Genomic DNA, 21,287 nt, shown 5'->3' with positions numbered 1-21,287 from the left:
GCTCCTCTTCGAACAGGTTTACGAGCGCCGAGCGCGGAAGACCGCGCTTCAGCCCGATCAGCGGTCCTTTTTGCCCCCGAGTCCGACGGCGCGGATCCGCTGGGCCGTGTCCTGGTCGATGGCACCGGACTGCAGCCGTACCCGCAGCCAATGCTCGCCGGCCTAGTCCGCGCCGGCGTCGATCTCGGTGCGCAGGTCGGCGACCCGCTGGTGTCGGGCGAGGAGGCGCACGAGGGTGTGAACGGCGATGCCAGAACCCCAGCCGTTCGTGAAGGGCCGCAGCACAGCGATCGCCTCGTCCGTCTCGCCGATCTCGTCGAGGATGCCCGCGAGCTCACTGGCGGCGAAGTCGTTACCGGCCCGCGCCCGGGGCCGCAGGAACGCGATCGCGTCACCGGTGCGTCCGGTCGTGCGCAGATGCCGGATCCAGGTCGCCATCTCCCAGGGCTGGCCGTCGCTGTAGGCGGCGAGTTCGTCGACGCGGCCGGTGGCGTCCAGGAGGTCGGTGAGGTGCAGGGCCCCTTCCACCTCGCCGTTGTCGGCGGCTTCCTGGGCCAGTGCGAGCGCGCCCTCCAGGTCTCCGTCTGCTTCCAGGACCTCCCCGAGCCTCCACCGGCACAGGTAGTCACCGTCCTGGGCACGGCGTCGTAGTTCGTCGCGCTGTCCGGTGTCGGCGAGGTGGCGGGCGTAGCGGTGCGCGGCCGGCCAGTCGCCGCTATCGGCGAGGGCGCGCAGCTGGTCGAGGTGACCGGCGGCGACGATGATCTCGGCGGTGTAGTCGCCCAGGTCTGTCATGCCGGCCTCGATGTGCGCGTCGACCAGGGCGAGGGCGGCGTCGACGTTGCCGGCGGTGAGCAGGACGTCGATGTAGCGGGTCACGTGGTGCCCGCCGTGTTCGGCATCGGCGCCGGCGTGATGAGCGTCGAGGAGGTCCTGGGCTGCTTCGTCGCCGGCGGCCGCCCGGTCGTCGATCATGTCGAACCGGCCGGTCCGGGCGAGCAGGTCGAGCAGGTGGGCGGGAGCTTGGACGTCGCCCTCTTCGACGAGCTCCTCCAGGACGTTCACCGCGCCGTCGGCGTCGCCGCGTTCGCCGAGCGCCTCGGCCAGACGCGCCCGGGCGAACCTGCCGGTGCGGCGGCGCAGGCCGGTGATGTCCTCGCGTTCCTCGAGGCGCGCGGCCGCCAGAAGGTCTCCGCCGGTGGCGCGGGCCCGCAGGGCGTCCCAGTCCCCGGTGGCGGCGAGCGTCTCCACGGTCCGGACCGCGGCGACAGGGTGCCTTCCGTCAGCGAGAGCGGCCAGGTCAGCTGCCGTCCCGTGCTCGAGCCGCAACCGCACCAGCCGGGCCGCCGCCCGCTCGTCACCAGCCCCGGCGGCACCGGCGAGGAGTTCCCGAGCTTCCTCCACCCGGCCTTGACGGGCGAGCAGGTCCGTCAGGCTCAGCAGGCCACGCCCGGCGTCGATCGTCACGATTTTGCGGTACAGCGCTTCGCTGTGCTCGAACCGCCACCGCATGTCCGCGCTGCGGGCCACCATCACCAGACAGTCAGCGGAGTCCAGGTGCTCGGTCAGCGCCCGCCACACCGAGTCCGGCGGGCACACCGCCCGCCGGGTCCCGTAGCCGTGGTCGAGGAGGAAGTCCGCGGCCCGGTATCCGGTGATCGTGCCCATCGTGCCGTCGCTGACCGCCTCGGCGGCCGACGCCGCGCCCCGCAGGACCTCACACGCGTACTCCAGCGCGCGGTCCAGCCAGTCGGCGGGCGCCTGCGCCCGCTCGGCCGGCGTCAGCAGCCCCGCGACCGCCGCGGCCAGCAACGCCGCGGTGACCGGCGACCGGACACCCAGCCGCCGCGCGTCGACCAGGACGGTGATCACGGCCCACACGTACCGCGCCGGCGCCTGCTCCCACTGTCGGACCAGATCAGGACCGGCGGCCAGGACCTGCGTAACGCCGAAGTCCCCCGAACCCAGCGCCACCCGCAGCCGCGGGTCGGCGACCATCCGCTCCCGCGTGCGTTCCAGCTCCGCCGCGCTGAACTCCGACGGCACGTCGACGACCTCCGCCAACCTCAGCACCGCAGCCCCCGGCCGACCGTCGTCTCGGTTGCGGTCCCGGTACTCCTGCGCCCGCATCGTCGCGACCAGCACGAACCCGTTGTCCATCAGCCTTCCGACGACGTTCGTGAACCCGATGTCGTCGAGGAAGTGCTCCAGCTCGTCCAGCCACACCACCGTCTGCGACGGCCCGCCCGTCACCAGCGTGGAAACGTCGGCCGGGGTAGCCGGCCGGGTGATCCACCAGTTGGCGAGTTGCGCCCGCAACGCCTCCGTCAGGGTGCGGGTCTTACCCGAACACGACGACCCGACCAACAGCACGAACGCACCCGGACGCAGCGCGGCCCGCACCTGCGCGTCGACGTCCCGCGGCACGTACTCCGGCAGATCACCGTCAGCGCCCGGCAGCCGGATACAGGCGTGCACACCCAGAACACGCGCGGAGGTGTCCGCGACCCGCATCGCACCACGCGGCGGCACGCCGACGGCTGCGCGCACGCGCAGCAGCGCGGCCCACACCTCGTCCCGGATGGGCTCCGGCAGCTCTGCCAGCTGCATGAACGTCGTCAACCACTCCACGGACGGCAGTCGCTTCCCAGAGAACACGTCACCGGAGGTGCTCCTGCGCATCGGCCCGTAGCGCCGGGAGTCCTGGTTGACGAGGGCGTCAGACCGCCTCTCGAGAACGGGAAGTGACCAGCCCCGCCGATCCTTCACCGAGCGAAGCCAGACGGCGAACTCGTCCTTCGTGGTCACCGCGTCGATGGCCACCGGCTCTGACAACTGCTGCGGCATGTCCGTCCACCTCAAGGCGCCAGTCTCGTCACGCGGTGTGAAGCCTACGGCACGCAACCACCGATCCCCGCCTGCGGAACCCTGGCCTTCCGGGACCTTCCGGGGCCTTCCGCCACGGTGGCCGGAAGCCCCGGACCACTGATGGGATGACGGTGCGCATCACGAAGGGCACCCGGCCGGTCCCACCGTCTCAATCCAGGAGTTCCCGTTGTCCGAGGCCTACGTCATCACCCAGCTGCTCGCCGCGATCCTCAACGTCACCGCGGCCACCTTGTCCGTCTACAGCGCCGTCCACCGCCGACGTCTGCCGTAGCCGACTGACCCTCATCTGAGGGCAGCGCGCCATACCCAGTCCGACACCCCGATTCTGCTCTCCACGCTCCCCGCCCCGCCGCGCGTCCTGAGCAGCCGCCGGTGGAACCAGCTCTAGACCGGCGGGGCCGGCGTCCCGAGCAGAATCGGGGTGCACGAGGGCTGCGGAGGGCTCGATGTCACGTGCGGGGCGCTCGGAATCCGAGCGAGCTCGTTGGTCAGATGGTCGTCACCACCGGCTCAGTCCGCGATAAATCGGTCGCGGCATCGAGTTGACCGCTATGCGGCTTTCAGTCGCCCCAAAACAGCCCCGAGCCGCCCCAGAAGGCCCCCGCCGCGCGAGTCAGGCCGATGACGGCGTCGCCGGGTTCGCGTCGCCGGCCAGTCAGCACCCCGTGCTCCCATGTTCTGCGGGCGGCTCGGGCCGGGGGCGGTCAGGTGAGGGCGTTCCACCAGTAGGGCCGGTCGTCGTCGAGGAGCCGTGCCGCGCGTAGCCGCCCTGCCTGCTGCGGGTGCACGCGCATCTGCCCGTCCATGGGCGCCTGGGCGCCGGGGTCGAAGCCCGCGAAGCCGGCCAGGTCGCGGCGCTGGGGATACACCTTCGCCCACTGTTCGACGACCTGCCGGCTCGTCCCGGCGTCACGCCGGTCCACCCACGTCGGTTCCAGGACGTCCATGGCGCACACCACCAGGGCCATCAGCCCGTCGAGGACCCCTGCGAGTGTCGTTCCCGCGTGTTCGCGTAGCAGAAGGTCGTCGGCTCCGGCGCCGAGGACGAACGCCTCGGCGTCGGTGAGCTGCGGGTCTTTCGGCAGCCGGAGGATGTACTGGAGTTCGCTGCGCCGGTCGGTGCGGAAGAACTGCCGGAACGTGAACCGGTGCGCGCGGTGCACGAAGGTGTGTCGCATGTCCAGCGTCCACCGCAACCAACCGTGCGGGCCGGCGGCGGAGGCGGACACGATCCGGGCGACCGCCGCCTCCTGGGCGGCACGCTCCGGGCCCGGCGGGACGAGAAGGCGATCTCGTTCTCCGGAGGTTCCCTCGTGCGCGCGCACGACGTCGCTCCAGGAGGCGGTCGGCAGGTCCTTCTTCAGGTTCAGCACGCCGATGGTGACGGCGGCCAGGGCGTCGAGCGCGCCGCCGCAGGCGAAGAAGAACCCGGCGAGTTCGGAGTCGATCCGCAGGCCCCGGCGCTCATCGTGGGGCGTCTGGCGGGAGAACGGCTCCACCTGGTCGCGCTCGTCGGCGCGCAGCATCGTGGTCTCGGCGTACCAGTTCTCGCCGAAGTCCTTCTCCAACTGCGCCGCGTGCGCCAGCCACGATCCGACCTGACCGGTGACCTGCAGCAGGTAGTCGCTGGCGAAGATCACCTTCGGCTGCTCGAGGTGCCCGTGCCACCAGCCGAACCCGCCGCGCGTCTCATCGAGGTCGCCGAACATCAGGAGGCGCAGCGCGTCGACCCGCGCCCGCGCGGCAGTGGTCCGGGCAGCCAGAGTTGTCACGCCACCATCCTGACCGTCCTCGCCGACGGCCGCACTCCGTTTCGCCGGGAAGCGCTGCCGCGGACGTGTTCCGCTCGGCGGGCACGGGATGCCTTGAGGGTCCGTGCCGGCAGGTGTCCGCGGGCGGGTCAGGCTGAGTCGTCGTCTTCCTCGTCGAGCATGGGCCCGCAGACGACCTTGAGGTTCGGGCCTTCGAACGGGGTGATGTGGAGCAGGAAGGTGCCGTCCGCCTGGGGTCGGGTTTCAGCGACCGCGTCATACGCCGTGAGCATGCGCTCGCCGCCGAGGTCGATGGTCTGCCCGTTGAGCGTGATCGTGTGGGGGACGGGAATCTGGAAGTTGCGCGGGCCGTCATCCTCGGCGTCGGCAGGAGCTTGTGTGGCGGGGACGGCGATGTAGGCGGTCATCGAGGTGTGCTGTCTGCCCATCAGCACCGCGGCCGCGCTGATGATCTCGAAGGCGTTGTCCAGGAGTTCGTCGGCGTCCGGGAGGAGGATCTGCGTCGGGGTGTGTTGCTGGATAGTCTCCAGGCACCTCGCCAGGAAGGCGTAGCGGGTGATGTGGGCTGTGTCGACGAGGTCTGGGATCTCGGTGGGCTCCATGGTCACCGGGCCGTACTCCTCGGCGGTGCGGAAGGTGTTCGGCGCGGTGAACGCGGCCAGGAAGCCAAACGCGTTGGCGGCCTCGGCGACCGCCACGCCTGGCCGGTAGCTGAACGACAGGCGTAGCTCGTGCTTGTTGGCCTCCAAGTTGGACAGGTGCCGGATCGTGAACAGTCCGGTGGGGTGACGGCCGATCACGGAGCAGCCCTTGCCGTAGAGCCCGTAAGTGACCGGCCGGTGCAGCAAGCGGGTCTCGGCGAGCATGTTGCCGTCGGGTCCGCACAGCCGCAGCCGTAGCACCCGGTCCGGCGTCGCGAGGTCGTCGTCGGTGGGCCCCACGGCCACGGAGCCGCCCGTCACCTCGCCTCCGAGCCCGCCGGGAAGCTCGGCGGTGATCTCCGCGCACGACTCGAGCCGGCCGAACGGGATCCCGTAGCGGTAGAAGTCCTCCACGGCTGTGTGCTCGGGCGTGCCGGGTTTGACCTTGAACACGACCTTCAGCGTGACCGGCTCATCGACCGTCGCGTGTGGGTGCTTCGCGCACACCGCGTAGGTGACGAAGCAGCCGGCCGAGCCCACGGTCTGGGAGAAGACCATGTTCTTCTCGCTGACCGGGGCGGGCATCTCGGCGGTGACCCGGAAGTTGTACGAGTAGTGCGGGTCGTGGCCGTTGAGGGTCTTGAAGATCGCCTCCAGGCCGGCCTGGGCCTCCCGCGGGCTCAGCACTGCCTGGGGGTCAGTAGTGTCCGCCAGCTTGATGAGGTCGACGGCCTTGGTCAGCTCGCGGACGGCGGCTAGGAGCTCGCTGCGTCCGTTGTCGTGGTAGTAGGTGTAGATCTCGGGGAACTCCGCCATCAGCCCGTCGGCCCAGATCTCACCCTGCCAGGTGCACGGGAACCCGACGCCCTCGGTGAGCTTGGTGAACCACTCCCGGTTCTCCTTCGACGGGTTCATGGGGATGGCCAGGTGCCAGTGGGTGACCGTGATCCCGGCCTGGCGGGTGTACTCCAGCATCCGGTTGAGGGACTTCGCGATCTTGGTCTTCCGGCTCGCGGTGAGGTTTCCGGTGTAGCCCTTGACCTGCCACACCTCGATCCCGTTGGCGGTGTGAACGATGACGTCGAGCCCACCGTCACCCACCGACGCACGGATACGCTCCGCCATCCCGTACCTGCGAGACAGGCCGACCGCGAAGAGCTTCTCGATCTCATCCCCGCTGTGCCGCACCCAGACCACCGACGCCATAGGCACATTCTTCCCGAAGCGGCTCAGCGCGCGACGGCCGCCCTCGAGCACGGCACCGCCAGCCTGTACCTGATGGGCACCTTCGCCTCGCCCTCTGACCCGGACACGTCACTGGTCACCCGGGAACTCCTCCGGTAGCCGCGCGACACCGCCCAGGGGCATCGGCGCGTAGGGTCACCATCCGCGCAGCGTCACGCTCCGGAATCCGATAGCGATCAAGAGGGGCCGCCGTTCACGATGGTCGACGTGACAACACGATTCGGCTTCGTGCCGGCCGGCACGAACTGGCGCCACAACGCCCTCGTGGGCCAGTGGTACCACGACGACAGCACACTCGCGCGCGGCTTCCAACGCGTCGCCGACCTCGCGGTGCAGAACCTCCTGGACACCGGGATCGACGACGGCATGTTCGCGCCGATCGCCCTCAACTACCGCCACGCGATCGAACTGCTCCTTAAGGAGGCCCTCCGCGAGGGGTGGGCCTGCCTCGATCACGACGGGCTACCCCGGCCGACCCTCACCCGTAACGGCAAGCCCAAGGTGTACGCACCTGACAAGTGGCTGACCGGCACCCACGACCTGACCGAGCTGGCGACCGAGCTCGACGCGTGCCTCGCCGTGCTGCGGGTCCATCCGGCCGACAGGTCCCTACCCAACGACGTCTCCCAGACGATCAAGGGCCTTGCCCTCCTGGACCCGGCCGGCGACGCCTTCCGCTACACCGAGGCGAAGAACACCACACCCACGACCTTCCAGCACCTCGCGGACCCGGACGCCCCGAACGGCGAGGCCGTCAACGTGGAACAGCTACGAGAGGTGTGCGGGACCGTGATCAACCACCTCAGCGGCGCGGTCGACGTCTTCATCATGTACCGCCAGGACCCCGCACCGACCGGCCCCTGACCGATCGCCGCGCCGTGTTCTGCGTTCAGCCGACGATCCGCAGGACCCGACGAGCGCCCAGTCGATTCGCACGCCCTGCCGCTCGTCGTGAGGCGTCTGGCGGGAGAACGGCTCGACTTGGTCGCGTTCGTCGGCGCGCAACGCCGTGGTCTCGGCGAACCAGCTCTCGCCGAGGTCCTTCTCCAGCTGTGCCGCGTGCGCCAGCCATGATCCCACTTGTCCGGCGGCCTGCAGCTAGATCAATTTCCTGGCCTATCGTGGACTGTTCGCATTCTTGCGACCTATGGAGGCAACCGGTGGGTCGTCCGTCCAAGTTCACGGTCGTCTTCCAGATCGTGGCCCAGCTGATCAACTGGGCGTCGGCGGCTATGGTCAATCTGTTCACCAATGACCTGTGGTGGCCCTTCGCGGTCCTGTCGGGGGTGATCTTCGCGGCTGGGGTGGGCGTCACGTTGCTCGCCGACCGACAGCGGCAGATCGACGACGCCGAGTCGCGGAAAGAGTTCGTGGACGAGATCCGCTCCGGCGTCGAGGCCGACCAGGTCGCCGTCCGGCCCGAACGGGAGCAGTCCCTCCTCGCGCAGCACACCGCTCAAGCCGTCGCGGGGATCCGTGGCGACCTCGGGAAGAAGATCACGCTGTCCCGCGACGACGCGAAAGCCCTCCTCACGGACATCAGCAGCGCGACCCTGTTGTCGGGACCGTCCGGGTGCGGCAAGACCGTGTTGGCGAAGGACTGGCTGATGGCCGCTGGCGGTCACCAGCGTCTGTGGCTGTCGGCCCAGGATCTAGACAATGGTCTCACCGGGTTCGGCACTCGGCTTGGGCTGCGTCGGCCGCTGGAGAACTGCCTGGCAGAGGTGCCCGGCAAGGTTCGGATCGTGGTCGATGGCCTGGACCGCTCCTACAGTGACGCACAGTTCGCCTCCGTCGCCGCACTGGCCCGAGCCGCCGTTGCCACTGGAGGGCGAATCCAGCTGCTGGTGACCTCCCAGCAGATGGAGACCTCACGCGTCGGCCAGCGGCTCATCGACGCCAATGCCCCTGAGCTCGAGCCGATCACGATGGAGAACTTGTCGGAGGCGGATCTGCAGCTGGTGCTGATAGAACATCCGGACCTGGCCAGGATGGCGATCGCCGGTAGATTTTTTGATCTTCTGCGCCGGCCTAAGATCCTCGACCTCGTTTTGGGCATGCCCGGGCAGGACGTCGCCGGGATTCAGGACGAGGCCTCCGTCGCCGAGCTGTGGTGGCAGCGCCGTGTGCTACACGGCCGGGACCCCGCCGTCCGCCAGGAACTCCTTCTTGGCCTCGCGGTCGACCAGGCCGATCGATTGCGCCCGTGGACTCCCACGGGTGACCTTGGCGCCGCCCAGGCCGCTTCCGCTGATCGGCTACGCGCCGACGGGATTCTGGCGGAAGACCACACGCGGTACACGTTCGCCCATGACCTGTTCGACGACTGGGCACTTCTGCAGTACCTGCGCACCCGAGGCGATGACGCGATTGAGGTGATCGCGTTGAAGGCCGGATTGCCGTCATGGCACCGGGCGATTCGCCTGCATGCCGCCGGCGTGCTCCGAGAGCACGGCGTCACCCGGTGGAACGCCGACCGCGTCGCACTGAACGCCGCCGACGAGCCACTCGTGGCCGACCTGTACCTCGACGCCGTGTTCTACGCCCACGACGCCGGGCGGCTCCTCGGCGAGCTGTGGCCGCGCCTGGCCGGCGACAGCGCCCTGCTCGTCCGGCTGCTGCGGCGGTTCCTGTTCTCCGCGACCGTGCCGGACTCCCGCTGGATCGCCGTGGTCGCCGACATGCCGGAGTACGCGGTGTACTCCGCCGCGCAGTCGCGGCTGCCGGTGTGGCCGTTGTGGCTGCCGGTCCTGCGCGTCCTGGCGGCCGAGCACGAGACCGCGGTCGCCTCCGCGGCCCCGGAGGTCGCAGCGATCGCCGACCTGTGGTTGCGGCGCGCCCCCGACACGTGGCCAGTTCGTGAGCAGGCCGCTGTGGTCGGCCTGGCGGTCGGGCAGCACATCGTCGCGCACCTCGACGGCGGCGGCTTCTTCGACGACAAGGTCGAGCAGGTGCTGTGGCGGTGCGTGATCGCCGCCGGCTCGGTAGAACCCGACGCCGTCGCCGCCCTCATCGACCCGCTGCTGCCCGCAGTCGACAACCAGCCCGAGCACGGCGGCCGGGGCGCGGTCCGCCGGCGGCGCGGCCAGGCGGGGCTGCGTGCCGCCCTTCTGGACGTCGACACCGTGATGCCCCTGCTGCCGCAGTCCGCGCAGTTGGCCAGGGACCTGGTGTTACGGGCCGCCGTCGACCCCGACCGCCGCCAGCGGCACCGGCTGCGTGACGGCTTCGGTGTCGTCGCCGCCCCGCGCTCGTTCGATCCGATCCCCGAGTCCGGACCGTTTCGGGCGATGCTGGTCAACGCCGAACCTCAGGGCGTCGACGTGGTGGTCTCCCTCGTCGAGTACGCGACGACCCACTGGGCGCGGGCTCGAACCGCCGCGAGGACGCACAGCACGGGTGCATCCGAGGAGCGGCCGGCGTTCGAGGTGCTCCTCGACGGCGCTCCTGTCACGCTGGTCGGTGACGGCGCCGTCCTGGGCTGGAGCCACGGTGGCCACCAGGTCCCAGACATCCTGGCGGCGGCGATGATGGCCCTGGAAGCGCACCTCTACCGGGCACTCGACGAAGGCCGTGACATCACCGCGATCCTCGTCCAGCTCACCGGCAGCCGCTCGGTCGCGGTGTGGGGACTCCTCGCCGACGTCGCACGCCACACTCCCGCGCTGCTGGAGGGCCCGCTCGCCCCGGTGATCTCCAGCGCGGACATCCTCGACCAGGACCAGATGGACGTGGAGATGCGCCTCTACCGCGTGTTCTCGCTTCCCCGGGACCCCAACCGGGCGATGCGCGCCCGCGACTGGCACACGATGGACCACCGCAAGACCCCGATCCTGCACCTCGTGCGCTTGGGCGCCTTCGTCTCCGGGGCACTCACCGAACAACTCACCGCCGCCCGGGCGCACTGGGCCGCCACCGACGCGCACCGTTTGCGGGTCATCCTCGCCGCGACTGACAGCGCGAACTACCGCACCGGACGCACCCCGGGCGGAACGGCCTTCCTTGAGTACAACCCGCCGCCGGCACTGCAGGAAGAGGCCCTCGAGACGCGGGCCTCCCTCGACGTCGACCGCAGCGGCACCTGGATGACGTTCGCCCACACCATGCGCAGCAACATCACCCAGCAGATCCGGCCCGTCGACGCCGACCTTGAGGAGCAGTGGGCCACCGTCCAGCCGCAACTCGACGCTCTGGCCCCGGACGCGGAGTCGCCGAGTTCGATCAGCGGCGTGGAGGACCTGCGGTGCGGGTACGCGGCGTGGCTGGTGCTGTGCGCCCGCGACTGGCTGCGCGCCCACCCTGACCGGGAGGCGTGGTGCCGGGCCGCGCTGCTGCGCCCCCTCACCGACCCGACCGCCGTTCTGACCGACGTGTACCCCGACAACCCCTCCGACCACGAATGGGACGGGTTCTGCGCCGACGCGCTCATCGCCCTGCTCGCCGAGGACCCCGAGAACGTCGACGTACGCGCGGCGGTCGCCCGGCTATTACTCGTGCCGCGACGCCTCACCATCACCACCGTGATGCGGCTCGTCGCCGCGCACCCGAACCTCGCCGACGACGTGCTCCGGCTCGAGCACCTGACGTTGCACTGGGCGCGGCTGTCGATGTGGCGCAACGAACTCGGACACAACCTGGAAGAGGCGGACGACTTCGACTTCGAGTTCGACCCGCAGGAGGACGACGGACCCGACGAGGAACAGGACGACGAGCCCGATCACGACCCTGGCGATGGCTTCGCGGGGCTGGAGACGGCCTGCGAGGCCGCGTTCGACGCCTTCGCTGACGGCAGCCTCCCCGTCGACGTGCCCCGGCTCGCCGCCTGGTTCGACTCGACCCCTGTGACCAGGTTCCCGGCCGACACCGACGCCCGCACTCGCATGCTGCGCACCCTCGACCTCGACTACCTCATCGCCGCCCGCCCGCACTTCACCGGCCAGAACAGCACGGCCGATCCACGGGTCGTGGAGGTCGCAGGCGACCTCGCGGACTTCGTCGCCACCGGGCTGGCACCGACCACGGCAACCAAGCGATTTCCCCGCCACCCCTACCAAGCGGAAAGTCATGCTCTCGACCTTCTCGCCGACGTCACCGTCAACGCCGACCCCGCGCAGGCCCGCACGATCTGGGAGCCGATCCTCGCCCTCGGCGGCACCGCCGCCCCCTGGGTGGAGCACTACCTCGACGGGGTGTGGAAGACGGCGTGCGCGAAGGACACCTTGCCGGCGGCGTTCCTCACCCTGGTCTCCGACATGCTGGCCGCCGCCGACACGTGGCAGGGCCACCGCAGCACGGGCGTCCTGGCGCTCGCTGTCGCCGGGCTCAGCGAGTGGGGACGCTCGCCCGTCACCGAGCAGCAGACCGCCGCCCTGCGCGCGGCCGTGCCAGCGTGGACCGCATGGTTCGGCGACCACATGGCCTACGAGAACTTCGCCTACTCGGCTGCCCACTTCTTCCAGAAACCGGCCACCGCGGCGTTCGTACACGACGCCGTCCGGTGGTTCGCCGACCGCGAACGCTCCACCGCCCCGCGCAGCGACCGGCTGGACACCGCAGTCACCGAGCTCCTGGTCACCATCTCCGCCCGCACCCCGAACCCACTGCGCGGCACCGGCCCCACCGCCGACAACGGACGCCATCTCCTCGCCCGTCTCCACGGACGGAGCAGCGCCGTGGCCGGGCAGCTTCTTATCAGCCTGACCTGATCACACCTTCACCGCCCGGATCAGCGATCGGCACGGGTCCTCGGTTGGGCTCGGGTGATGGCCCGGCTGGTGGGGATAGCCGGCTAGTCAGCCAGGTTGAGGTGGGTCTGGGATTCGCCGGGGGCATCCAGTCGGATCACCGTCGAGCAGGTCTTAGCGTCGGCGCTCGCCTCTGTCGTGCGCTCGACGAGTGCCTGGAGCTCGAGGGAGCCGAATGCCCGTTCCAGCTCTGCGCTGCCGTGACGGGTGATCAGGAGCTGGCATCCGTGCGCGAAGTCGGTTCCGGCTGACGGTGACCAGTCGTCGCAGTTCTCGAACCAGATGGTCCACGAGCGCAGCGCGCCGTCTGGGCCGCGCCATGCCAGCGGCCGGGTGGGGTCGAGGGTCCAACCGAGTGTGCGACACAGGCCGGGGTGCAGTCCCAACCATTCCCATCTTCCGGATTCGGTGGGCAGGAGTTCGTCCTGGCACACCCAGCGCTGTGGCGCGGGGTCTCCGGGCCGGGGTGAGGTCGCTGCCGCCAGGTAGTCGGGGAGCTTGTAGGTGGTGTCGAAGCCCATGCGCCTGGATGGCGGGGCCTGGGACAGGGGTCCGTGAGGTAGGTCTGGCGGTGCCGATGCGATGGTGCGCATGCGGAGCTCGTCGCATTTCTCGCTGGTGTTGCGCCGCCATCGCGATGTTTCGGCGATGAGGACGGGGTCGTGGTCGCCGCTCAGGTCCGCCGTGCTGGCCGTGAGCGCCTCTTCGAGTTGGTCGAGCCATCCGTTGCCCGGCTCGAAGGAGCGATCCATGACCGTGGGGAGGCGGGTGTGGCGGTAGACGGGGCCGACGGGCGCGCGGGCGAGTTCGGGTGCGATGAGGCCCGCCCAGTCGGCGGGGGTGAACTGCCGGGCACGGGGTCGCGGTGCGGGTAGCAGGCCGGCCCGGTCGAGTTCGGACATGATCCGGCTGATGGCGCGGCGCCCGCGCAGCAGCGAGGTCGGCCGGTGGCTGACCTTGAGACCGTCGCGTTGGAGGAGCTCTGCGACGTCGGGCGCGTCAGCACCGCTGTGGTGGCGCCAGGGCGCTGGGCCGAGGCTGGTGTCGCCGCGGGCGATGGCGGCGGCCCGGTGCAGGAGGTTCGCCGACGGCATGTCGATCGCGTCGGCGAGGGTGTCGATGGTCGTGTCGTACGGGGCGATGAGGAAGCGCGGGTTGTCGCCGCCCAACGCGACCGCTCCGGTTTCGGGGTCTGGGGAGTGCAGGTGCCCGGCGGGCACGGGCGGGACGGTGATGCTGTAGCCGGCGGGCAGGTCCTGCGGGGTCGGGCGGGCCGGCGGCAGTCCGTGGTGGTCGGCGGCGAGGGTGGCCAGGTCGGCGATGATTAGGTCGTCGCCGGCGATGGCCGCGTCGATGGCGTCGTGCAGCGCCTGGCTCGCCCCGGCTGGCAGGTGCGGGCACAACGGGTGCCCGCCGGGCGGGTTGGCTCCGGCGGCGAGGACGGCCGCGGCGGCCTCGGCCGGCCATCCGCCGTCACGTAGCGCGCCGGCGAGGCGGTCGGCGACGATCTGCGCCTGCGACTCGTCGCTAGGGTGGTCGATGAGGGCTAGGAGTACCCGACGTGCGCCGTAGTCGAGGCATCGGGCCGGGTGTCCGAGGAACCCGACGACCATGTCGATCACCGCCGCCACGGCCTCGCCGTCTTTCTGTGCTGCGGGGTCGAGTGGGGGGAACGTCGCGGTGGTGTCGGCCTCGGCGACCCGGGTCAGGTACTTGTCGACGTCGGGCCAGGTCGTGGCGCGGGTGTCGGGTCGGCCGAGCATGTCGATCCACGCCTCGAGGTCGGGCGCCACGCGAGGCGGGTGGATCTTCTCCTGGCCGATCGTGTCCGCGAGGTCGGTGAGCGCGTCGGTTTGGGCCTGCGGGTCGCCGAGCTGCAGGAGGATTGCCCAGATCTCCTGCCGGGTGGTCTCGCCCCGGTAGGCGCTCCAGCCGCCGGTCTCGATGCCGTCGACCGGGCGGGCGACGGCGTGGCGCAGGACGCGTCGGGCGGTCGCCTCATCGCCGCGGTCGGCCAGTGTCCGTGCGAGCAGGAGCTGCTCGGCGCCGGTGAGGTCATGGTCGAGGAGGGCGGTGGCGATGGCGCGGAGCTGGGCGTTGGTCGCCGTCGGCAGGACCCGGGGCAGGATCGCCCGCCAGGGGAAGGCCTCGAAGTAGTCGCGGGTTGTGACCGGCTCGGCGTCCTGGAGGATCCCGAGCAGCTCGGCTGCGGTGGCTGCCGCTGCGGCGACCTGGGCGGCTGTCCATCGCTGCCCGGCCACGAGCAGTTCGCCCCGGGCGAGGGGGTCGTAGTCGGAGCCGGTCGTGGGGTGGTCGCCGGTGGGGTCGAGTCCGAACAGGTCGTCGTAGTCTTCGGCGCGCGCCTGTGTGACCTTGTCGGCGGCGTCAACGGCGTGGCGCGCCTCGGTGGCGTGCTGTGAGCGTTGGCCCCGGTTGCTGTGGGCACCGGTGGCGTCGGCGAGGGTGCGCAGGTCCTCCGCGGGCCGGGAGCTGTGGCGCATCAGCAGGTCCCACAGGCCGTCGGCGGGGTGGCCGTGGACGGGGATCAGCAGTTCGGCCGTGCAGTCGACCGCCAGCGGTGTAAGCGTCGGGTCGTCGGCGGCGCAGGTGATGAGGACGGCGATGAGGTCGGGGACTCCGAGCAGGCCGTGGCGCATGGCCGCGCGGCCGAGCTGCAGCGCCCAGCCCGGCTGCACTGTCCATGCCGCGCGCAGCGCCTCGGCGGCGGCTTTGTGCAACTGCCACGCGTACTGGTCCCCGCCGAACGGCACCAGGCGCCGCAGGAAGTCGACGATCCGGGCGGCGTTGGTGTCCCGGTCCGGTTCGGCGCGCACGGCGGCGTGCAACCAGCGGGCCCACACCAACATCTGTTCGTCGTCTTCGTGGCTGCCGATCCCGGTCGCCGAGCCGACCGCCAGCCGCACGACGTCGTGGGCGGCATCCTCGGCGCCGGCGTGCCGGTAGCCGGCGGCCAGGGCGATGAGCTGACTGGCCCGGTCTTCGGGATCGGTGACGCCGGGCTGGGCGAGGTGGTCTTGCAGGAGGTCGAGTTGCGCGATCCCCCATGACAGTGACGCGCCGGCGCGCAGGAAACCGGTGATCAGCTGCCTGCGCCGGCGGGGGTGCCAGCCCTGGACAGCGGCGAACCGTTCGACGGCGTAGGCGCACAACGCCTTCAGGGTCTCCGGCTCGGTCCGGGCGACAACTCGGGCGAGGTGGTAGAAGTACTCCTCACCGAAGTCGGTGACAGCGTGCCATTCGGTCCATTCGAACGTCAGCTTCGTCGGCGCCTCGAACACCCGCAGCAGGGTGCGGGCGGTCACGAGCACCGCTGACGGGGCGGGGCCGCCCAGCCACTCGTGACGGGTGGCGGCGGCGTCGAGTTCGGCGATCGTCAGCAGCGCCCGCCCGAAGCGGACCACACCCGCGCCGCGTGCGTTCTTCGGGGGTTCCACGACGTCCTCGGCGGGGCGGCCGACGCCGAGGACGTGTCGGAGACGGTGTACCTCGTAGCTGCTCTCCCACGGGGTCTCCCGGCCTCCGGGGCGGCGTTCGCCTTCGAAGGACTCCTGCGCGGGCAGGAAGCGTTGTGCCCGCTCGGTGGTGCCGTCGACGCGCACCAGCAGGCCCGCGATCCGCGTCGACATCGCCGCCGGCAGCTCCCCGCCCGGCACACCCGCTTCGACGCGTGTGACCAGGTCATCCATCAGCGGGCGCGCGCGGCCGATCTTCCCGTCGTCGCACAGGATCGTGACCACGCCGATCGTCGTCGCGGCGGCGGCGACAGTGTGCTCAGCCCACAGCAGCTCCAAGCCCACGGCCGCCGCGTCGGTGTCGCCGGAGGCATGCCACTCCGACACCGCGGCCTTCAGCGCGTGGGCGCGGTAGGCGGCCCGCAACTCCCTCTGCTCCTGGGCACCTTCGTCCGTGGCAACGGACACGTCGACTGGCGCGGCGGGCAGGTCACGGTCGATGCGCGCGACAAGCGCGGTGGGCGTCATCGTGTAGGTGGCCGCCTGCACCCACGCCCGTAGGTGCTCGACGCCGCCTCGGGTCAGGTCACGTCCGCCGTCGGTGACCGCCGCGCGCATCGGACCGGCCGCCAGGAACAGCCGGCTGGCCTGGGGGCGCGATCCCGCGCGCGCCATCAGACGAGCCGCTTTCAGTCCAGCGGTCTCCGCCACCCGCAGGGAGCGGCCGGAGAGCAGGTGCGGGAGCGCCTGCGTCGCGGAGCCGAACTCTGCGAGGGCGGTGGCGACGTCCTCGCTCGACAGGGCCATCTCGCGCTGGCCCGCCTGGCTGAGGGCCAGGTTCAGGCGGATGAGGGCGGCCAGATCCCCGCGCTCGGCGGCGAGCCTGACCGCGAGGCGGATGTCGGCGCACACGTCGTCGTGGGGGCGCAGCGCGTCGAGTTGGGCCATGAAGAACTCCGGCTGCGCGACCTGCAGGGCCTGGGCGTGCTGGCCGGCGAGGATGCGGTGCGCGAGTTCGTCGAACGCCTGATCCGGCCACCGGTCGGCCAGGTCGCGGCACCGGTCGGCGATCTCGGCGTGCACGACGGTCTCCTCGTCGGCGCCGTCGGGGCCGGTGGTGTTGTTCCGCAGGAACAGGCGGAAGCTGTTGTGGAAGAAGTGCCACTCGTCGCCCTGGACGTGAAACAGCGCCCCCGCCGCCGCGACGAACCGGCCCACCAGGGACTGGCCCCAGCCGGCGGACAGCCACCGCACGTCCACCGGCCGGCGCAGCCACGCCGCGACCGCCACCAGCCTCAGGAGATCCGCGTGGTCGCACACCTGCTGCCAGTAGCCCCGGTAGCGCGCCTCCACATCACTGCCGTACTCAGCCGCCTTCGCCAGCACCCCCTCGACACGGCCGTCGCGGCCGGCGTCGTCGCCGGCGAGCGCGGCCTCCAGCGACCGCAGCAGGTACGTCAACGCCAACGGATGCCCGCCGACCGCGTCGACGAGCCGCTCCCGCTGCCCGGGGTGAAGGGCCTGTCCGACGCCGGCGCGGTCGGCGATGTCGAGGACCTGGACGTCGGCGAGCGGGGACATGCGCACCCGGCGGGCGGTGGACAGGTGAGCCCGGATCGCTCCGGACAGGAACTGCGCCGTCTGGCTGCCGAGGAGGAACACGACGCCGTCGGGGACCTGGTCGGGGGCCGGCAGGACCGACAGCAGCGACATGACCGGGTTCTGCTCCCGGGGGATGTGATCGAGGCCGTCGACGACGATGACCGTCTTCATCCCACCCGAGCGGTAGTCGGCCGCGCAGGCGTCCATCGCCTCGGCCAGCCGCGTCCGCAGGTCGGCGGCCGTGGAGCCGCCAACGGTGGTGCGCACCCCCGCCTTCCGCAGGGCGGAGCACACGTCGTCGACGAAGCCGGCCGCCTCGCCGCGCACGTTCACCGACGGGGTGTCGGGCACGAACGCGTAATAACGCACCACCCGGGCCGTCGGAAGCTCGGTTGCGGCCAGCAAGGTCGACTTCCCGCTCCCGGGGGCGCCCTCCAGCAGCACATACCCACGCTCGGTGGAGTCCACCAGGTCGTGCACGGCGATTTCCACGTCGTCGTTGACGACATAGGCCGCCGGCACCGGGAACACGTGCGGGTGGTGAAAACCCGGCCGAGAGTCCCAGACCATCGCCTTCCACAGCTCCTCAGCCGCGATCTCCACGACCCGCACATCGTCCTCGAGCATCGCGACCCGGCCGAAGAAGTACTTCGCCAGCGCCACGGCCTCTGACCGTAGCCGCCCGACCTGCTGAACCGAGCCTCCCAGCCATGCGGGATCAGCCTTGGCCCCGAACTCGAAGCGCACACACCGCAGGAAATCCCAGAACGCCCCCTCGTCCAAGCCCGAGGCATCGTGCAGCTTGTCGAACGCGGCCCGCCACCCCTCGACAAGCTCCGCCGGCGGGACCTCGCCCGCACGAAGCCTCGACTGCACGGGGTACAGGGCATTCTGAACGAACGCCGAGGTGTGACTACCGAGCGTGCACGTGGGGAACTTCCGCTCCTTGTTGGCGGCGTTGTCCTCCGTGATGAACCAGACGGTCACCTCGCGGCGCAATCCCGACTCCGCCTCACGCGCCACCAGCCGCGTCCAGCCGTCGGCCAGGTCACCGACATGGCTGCGGCCGTTCTTCCCGACCGCGCACAGGTCATTGAGCGTGATCGTGCCCGGGAACGTCGGGCTCTTCACCTGCAGGGCGTGCACAGCGTCCTCGGTGCACGCCGCGAAGTCGTCGACCGCGCCGGCCTCAGGATCGGCGACCCGCACCTCGACGAGATCCTGGGCCAGCATGAGCACCCGCTGAGCGGCGATCAGGTACTGCCCGCCGAACCCCTCGACAGCAACGCGCTCCCCGTCCGAGGACGACACCGCCTCGTCGGTGGCGGGAGTCTGATCATCGGCTACGCCAGTCACCCGCTGATTATCCAGCACGTCTCCACGCTCAGCCTCCGCCCGGGGGGCACTCGTTGACGTGTCCTGGAGCTACAGAGTGGCCAAACAGTACAGATGTTGCGCAGTGTCGTGTGCTCGACGTACGGGCGCGACGAGGTCGGAGAGCACGGCGAGCATGTTCCCCGAGTCCGCGCCGGGCAGTTCCTCGATCTGGGCCTATCGAGCGGCGAGCGCCGGACGGGCCGACTCGCCCCACATCGGCCAGGGTGTCGCGGACAATCGCGCCGAGCTTTTCCAGCCACGGGCCGTTCATCCACGGCGAATCACCCGGCAGGCTGCCGAGCGTTCGGACCAATCGGCCGGACATCACAGTCGCTCACGGCATCCTAGGAGACTGGCCAGAAGGGATTTCCTCCTCCGTATTCGCTCCCCGGTTCACCCACCGGCCGGGCTCTCAACGGAGGGCCCGACGTCTGCACAAACTCAGGGCCGCTACGATGAACCATCGATCGATTCCGGAGCTCAATCACCCACCAGCTCCAGCCATGCCCTGAGCTGCAGCCCTTCGCGGATGCGTGTCCTAGTCCCCCCTTGAACACGCTTCTCCGGAGGCGTTCACCATGGGGATCTCAGCGCGTGGCCAAGCGTCCGGTGAGCATGCGCCGCTCGTCGTAGCGGACGCGAGGTCCGTCGCCACCGCGTGCGGGTGGCGATGATGCCCCCATGTCTCGCCGCCGAACCTTCCCAGTCGAGCCCATCGACGCGCTCGTACCCCCGACAGACTGCACGACCCCGGCGTCTCCCTGCAGTTCGCTACCGCCACTGACTCGACTGCCCACGGCCGATGACGGAGTGCCGATAGTGGGCATGTGCCGGGTCGATGATTCGGGGCGCATTGCCCATCGGGCGATCTTCGATGCCCTCGGCTGGGGTCCGGGACTCAAGGTCACTATGGACACCCATCACGAGGCCGTTGCCGTCACTCCGTCCGCTGACGGAGAGCACCTTGTCAGACTGCGCGGAAGTCTTGCACTGCCGTTTTCGATTCGTGCGACGTGCGGCATCAGAACACAGAAACCGGTCTTCCTGGCCGCGTACGTCGCCGGCAACCTGCTCATCATCCACCCGGCGGACGTCGTCGCCCGGCTCCTCGTCCGCCTTCACGTCAGAGGAGGCAGAGATGGCCGCTGACCCGAGCCGAATTGCCGCCGCCAGGCTGGTGCTCGCCGAACTCGGCGTGACCCTCGACGACCTCCGCCACGAAACCGAACCCCGACGCATTCCAACCTTCGACGCCTATGTTCCAAAAGTACGGACTGCGGCCAGTCCCGGAGCGTTGCGCACATACGGCAGCTACTGGGACCGCATCGTCGAAGCGTGGGGCGAACGCCGGTTGGACGAGATAGCCGCCAGCGATGTCGAGGGGCTGCAACGAGCGATCGTCGCCGGATCCACACCGCGCCGCAACTCACGAGGCGGCCGACATGCCGGCGAGAGTCTCATCGCAGCCGCCCGCGCGATCTACCGCCGCGCCGCCGCCGACAAGCTGATCCCGCTGTCAGACAGCCCCGCGCACCAGGTTGTCAAGCCTCGCCGCCTGCCGAACGTCCGTCGGGCTCTCACCGGGAGGGAGCTGGAGGAGATCAATCGCGTGGCACGCTCGGGCGGGTACGACGTCGTGCTTGATTCACTTCTCCTGCGGCTGCACACCGAGACCGCGTGCCGGCGCGGCGGCGCCCTCGGCCTGCGGCTCGTTGACCTCGACGTCAGCCGTGGCCTCGTACGACTCACCGAGAAGGGCGGCACCCAACGCTGGCAGCCGATCACCCTCGAACTCGCCCGGCACCTCGACACCTGCGCCAGGCAGCGCGGTGCGAACGCTCCCGTGGACAAGCTGCTGCGATTCAGGAACGGCCGACCTCTCACCAGCCGTCGTTACGACGCCCTCTGGAAGCGAATCGGCGAGGTGTTGCCGTGGGTCGCCGCGCACGGCGTCTCCGCGCACTGGCTACGTCACACAACCCTGACCTGGGTCGAAAGGCACTTCGGCTATGGAGTCGCGCGGGCATACGCAGGGCACACCGACAGTGTCGGCCCCGCCACCACGACCTACATCAAAGCCGACGTGCAAGCCGTCGCCACCGCGCTGGCCGCGATGACCGGGCAGCCGCATCCCCTCTCCGGCCCCATCGCTTCCCTGCCGCGATTCATGGCCCCGTCCACAGTCCAACACCAGTAGCCCTGCCCCCACGTGTCACCCAGTGCCCCTGTCACCTCGACAGCTCCTGAGCCAGGCTCGGACTAGACAACCGCGGGAAGCACCCCGATCCCGTTGAGGACAGGGGAGTTCGGTCAGATGTCAGGAGGTCCCGTATGCGCAGCGTCCCGGCTGTGGTGGAGCTCCGGAGCTGGAGATGTCATGCGCAAGCACAACTGGACGGCAGAAGAGATCGAAAGGCTCGGTGTGGCCACCGATATCGCCACCGCAGGATGGGACTGCACCCGGTTTGGTTGACTCCTTGATCTGTGAGGATCTTGGTCCTCCTGGAAGGATGTCTTCGTGCCGAAAGCTTTCCCGCCCGAGTT

General features: G+C 70.3%; 8 protein-coding genes. 3 read left to right on the top strand and 5 right to left on the bottom strand.

Annotation, left to right across the window (positions count from 1 at the left end):
- Positions 1-162: 162 nt before the first annotated feature.
- The 3 genes from AB0M43_RS36650 to AB0M43_RS36640 form a co-directional block, all read right to left on the bottom strand.
- Positions 163-2,847, bottom strand: a complete 2,685-nt coding sequence (locus tag AB0M43_RS36650) for a hypothetical protein (protein ID WP_363731786.1) — start codon at positions 2,845-2,847, stop codon at positions 163-165.
- A gap of 746 nt (positions 2,848-3,593) precedes the next feature.
- The gene (locus AB0M43_RS36645) at positions 3,594-4,661 is read right to left on the bottom strand and encodes a hypothetical protein (RefSeq protein WP_363731784.1); all 1,068 of its coding nucleotides are present in this window, start codon (positions 4,659-4,661) and stop codon (positions 3,594-3,596) included.
- A 128-nt stretch (positions 4,662-4,789) separates the two neighbouring features.
- Entirely contained in the window at positions 4,790-6,508 is a 1,719-nt protein-coding gene (locus AB0M43_RS36640; RefSeq protein WP_363731782.1) for a hypothetical protein, read from the bottom strand.
- Between the two features lie 246 nt (positions 6,509-6,754).
- On the opposite strand from AB0M43_RS36640, the gene AB0M43_RS36635 reads away from it, so the two are divergent.
- The gene (locus AB0M43_RS36635; RefSeq protein ID WP_363731779.1) at positions 6,755-7,411 is read left to right on the top strand and encodes a hypothetical protein; all 657 of its coding nucleotides are present in this window, start codon (positions 6,755-6,757) and stop codon (positions 7,409-7,411) included.
- A 296-nt stretch (positions 7,412-7,707) separates the two neighbouring features.
- Positions 7,708-12,252, top strand: coding sequence for a hypothetical protein (locus AB0M43_RS36630; protein WP_363731776.1), 4,545 nt, complete (start codon positions 7,708-7,710; stop codon positions 12,250-12,252).
- A gap of 83 nt (positions 12,253-12,335) precedes the next feature.
- Here AB0M43_RS36630 and AB0M43_RS36625 read toward each other — a convergent pair whose 3' ends face one another.
- Complete coding sequence (locus tag AB0M43_RS36625) at positions 12,336-18,722, bottom strand: ATP-binding protein (protein ID WP_363731774.1); 6,387 nt, start codon at positions 18,720-18,722, stop codon at positions 12,336-12,338.
- Between the two features lie 792 nt (positions 18,723-19,514).
- Complete coding sequence (locus AB0M43_RS36620) at positions 19,515-19,865, bottom strand: hypothetical protein (RefSeq protein ID WP_363731771.1); 351 nt, start codon at positions 19,863-19,865, stop codon at positions 19,515-19,517.
- A 16-nt stretch (positions 19,866-19,881) separates the two neighbouring features.
- Here AB0M43_RS36620 and AB0M43_RS36615 point away from each other — a divergent pair, with 16 nt between their 5' ends.
- The gene (locus AB0M43_RS36615) at positions 19,882-20,940 is read left to right on the top strand and encodes a site-specific integrase (protein WP_363731769.1); all 1,059 of its coding nucleotides are present in this window, start codon (positions 19,882-19,884) and stop codon (positions 20,938-20,940) included.
- The last annotated feature ends 347 nt before the right edge of the window (positions 20,941-21,287 follow it).

Origin of the sequence: Longispora sp. NPDC051575 (assembly GCF_040681875.1) — a bacterium.
Taxonomy (GTDB): Bacteria; Actinomycetota; Actinomycetes; order Mycobacteriales; family Micromonosporaceae; genus Longispora.
The sequence above is the reverse complement of the archived record's forward strand: the minus strand, read 5'-3'. Positions and strand labels throughout refer to the sequence as shown.

What these genes read in the sequence shown, in the direction of transcription:
- AB0M43_RS36615 (WP_363731769.1), top strand. Translation starts at nt 19,882, where the DNA reads ATGGCCGCTGACCCGAGCCGAATTGCCGCCGCCAGGCTGGTGCTCGCC.
- AB0M43_RS36650 (WP_363731786.1), bottom strand. Translation starts at nt 2,847, where the DNA reads ATGCCGCAGCAGTTGTCAGAGCCGGTGGCCATCGACGCGGTGACCACG.
- AB0M43_RS36640 (WP_363731782.1), bottom strand. Translation starts at nt 6,508, where the DNA reads ATGGCGTCGGTGGTCTGGGTGCGGCACAGCGGGGATGAGATCGAGAAG.